3 protein-coding genes are annotated in these 2,066 nt (G+C 72.9%); 2 read left to right on the top strand and 1 reads right to left on the bottom strand.

The features are described 5' to 3' along the window. Positions 1-61 precede the first annotated feature (61 nt). A complete protein-coding gene (locus BZL64_RS38370; protein ID WP_086773527.1) occupies positions 62-745 on the top strand; it encodes a class I SAM-dependent methyltransferase in 684 nt (227 codons plus the stop codon). 13 nt (positions 746-758) lie between these two features. Here BZL64_RS38370 and BZL64_RS38365 read toward each other — a convergent pair whose 3' ends face one another. After that, complete coding sequence (locus BZL64_RS38365; RefSeq protein WP_086773526.1) at positions 759-1,304, bottom strand: GNAT family N-acetyltransferase; 546 nt, start codon at positions 1,302-1,304, stop codon at positions 759-761. Positions 1,305-1,369: 65 nt separating this feature from the next. Here BZL64_RS38365 and BZL64_RS38360 point away from each other — a divergent pair, with 65 nt between their 5' ends. Next, positions 1,370-1,846, top strand: coding sequence for a GNAT family N-acetyltransferase (locus tag BZL64_RS38360; RefSeq protein ID WP_086773525.1), 477 nt, complete (start codon positions 1,370-1,372; stop codon positions 1,844-1,846). Positions 1,847-2,066: the final 220 nt, after the last annotated feature.

Below are 2,066 nucleotides of genomic sequence, written 5' to 3'. Positions count from 1 at the left end.
GGCCGGCGCCAGTGGCCTAATGGTGTTGACCCGCCTCGGCAGGCGGTGCTGGAGTCGGCGCGTGGACAGCATCCCCGCCAACCGACGGCTCTGGAACCAGATCAGCGGCGGCTACCAGCGCGAGCACGACCCGCGCATCGGCGCCGCNNTCACCGGCCTGCGCGTCCTCGAACTCGGCTGCGGCGCCGGCCAGTGGTCCAGGGCGCTCGCCGCCGAGGGCGCCGACGTGGTCGGACTCGACCTGTCCGAAGTCCAACTCGCCGCGGCGGCCCGCGCGATGGGCGCGGCCCGCTACCCGCTGGTGCAAGGCGCCGCCGAGCGACTGCCCTTCGCCGACGACAGCTTCGACCTGGTGTTCTGCGACTTCGGCGGGCTCAGCTGGGCGCCCCCGCACCTGGCCGTCCCGCAGGCCGCACGCGTCCTGGGCCGAGGCGGGCGCCTGGTGTTCAACGTCGCCGGCCCATGGTTCGAAGCGTGCTACGACGAAGCCGCCGGCCGGGTGACCACGACGCTGCAGCGGGACTACTTCGGGCTGGACGCCATCGCCGAGGGCGACGGCGCGACCAGCTATCAGCTCACCTACGGCGACTGGGTCAGGGTCCTGCGCGGCGCGGGTCTCGTCATCGACGACCTCATCGAACCGCGGCCCGAACCCGGAACACTCAACGGCTACAACGAGACGGACCCACCCGACTGGGCACACCGCTGGCCGGCGGAACTGCTCTGGGTGACCCACAAACCGTAGGTTCCGCCGCGGCCTACCGGTTCTCCGCGTTCGGTTTCCAGTCGGCGGCGAGGAGGCCGAGGAGGACCTCGTCGAGGAACTCGCCCATCACCCAGGCCGAGGAGCGCAGCACGCCCTCACGGACGAAGCCGTTACGTTCGGCGGAGCGGAGCATCGCGGCGTTGTCCGACAGGGTCTCGATCTGCAGCCGGTGCAGGCCGCGTACGACGAAGCCGTAGTGGCACAGTGCCGCGACCACGTCGGTGCCGTAGCCCTTTCCGCGGGCGGACGGCAGCAGGCCGAGGCCCAGGTGCGCGGTCCGGTTGTGGGTGTCGATGCCCCACAGCACGGCCGTGCCGACCAGCGTGCCGCCGTCCAGTTCCACCACGGAGAAGGGGACATGCCCCTCCTCCTTGTCGTCGACCACGAGCCGCGAGTCCTTGGAGCCGGGCGTGATCGGCCGCCACGGGCGGCCCTCCGAGCGTGCGGCGTTGACCACGTCGTCGTACAGCTCGGTCCGCAGGATGGGGATGTCGTCCTCGTGCCGGGCCCTGAGCCCGACCTTGCCGCTTCGTAGCATGCGAGCTTCCTATCCGACCGGGCTCGCCCGCGGCAATGCGATTAGGCGGCCGTAGCATCGCCGGCATGGAGGACTGGGAGTTGCGGCCCGCCGGCCCGGCCGATGTCGACGAGGCCGCCGAGTTGCGGGCCGTGGTGCTGCGGGGGGATCTGGAGCGGCTCGGGCGCTTCGACGAGTCGCGGGTGCGTACGCGGCTGCGGGACGGGTTCGTGCCCGCGTACACGCGGGTGATCGAGGTCGGTGGCGTGTTCGCCGGGTGCGTGGCGGTGCGGCCGGAGGCGGACGCCCACTGGCTGGAGCACTTCTATCTCGCGCCCCACGTCCAGGGGCGGGGCATCGGCTCGGCCGTCCTCGGCCGGCTGCTGGGCGAGGCCGACCGCGGCTCGGTCCGGCTGCGGCTCAACGTCCTTCAGGGGAGCGCGGCCCGCCGGTTGTACGAGCGGCACGGGTTCGTGGTGGAACGGGAGGACGCGGTGGACGTGTTCCTGGTGCGGGAGCCGGCCGCGCGGCGGGGCCGACGGACCGAACGGCTCTCCGGCTGACACCCCGTCCGAGTGCCCTGGGCCGGGTTCCGCCTGCCGCTGCCGCCGCGGTCGTCATCATGAGCCGGTGTCTCAGCTCCTGCGTGTCGTTGTCGGCGCGGTCCTCGTCGCCGTCGCTCTGGTCGCCTGGCCCGCCTGTGTGCCGTTGGGCGGCGGGCCCACGGTGCCCGCGGGGGCGTTCGGCGCCTATGTGGGGTACGACGCCACGGGGGTGCGGCGG

This window comes from Streptomyces bobili (assembly GCF_002154575.1).
Classification (GTDB): Bacteria; Actinomycetota; Actinomycetes; order Streptomycetales; family Streptomycetaceae; genus Streptomyces; species Streptomyces bobili.
This window is presented reverse-complemented; position numbering and strand designations above follow the sequence as displayed.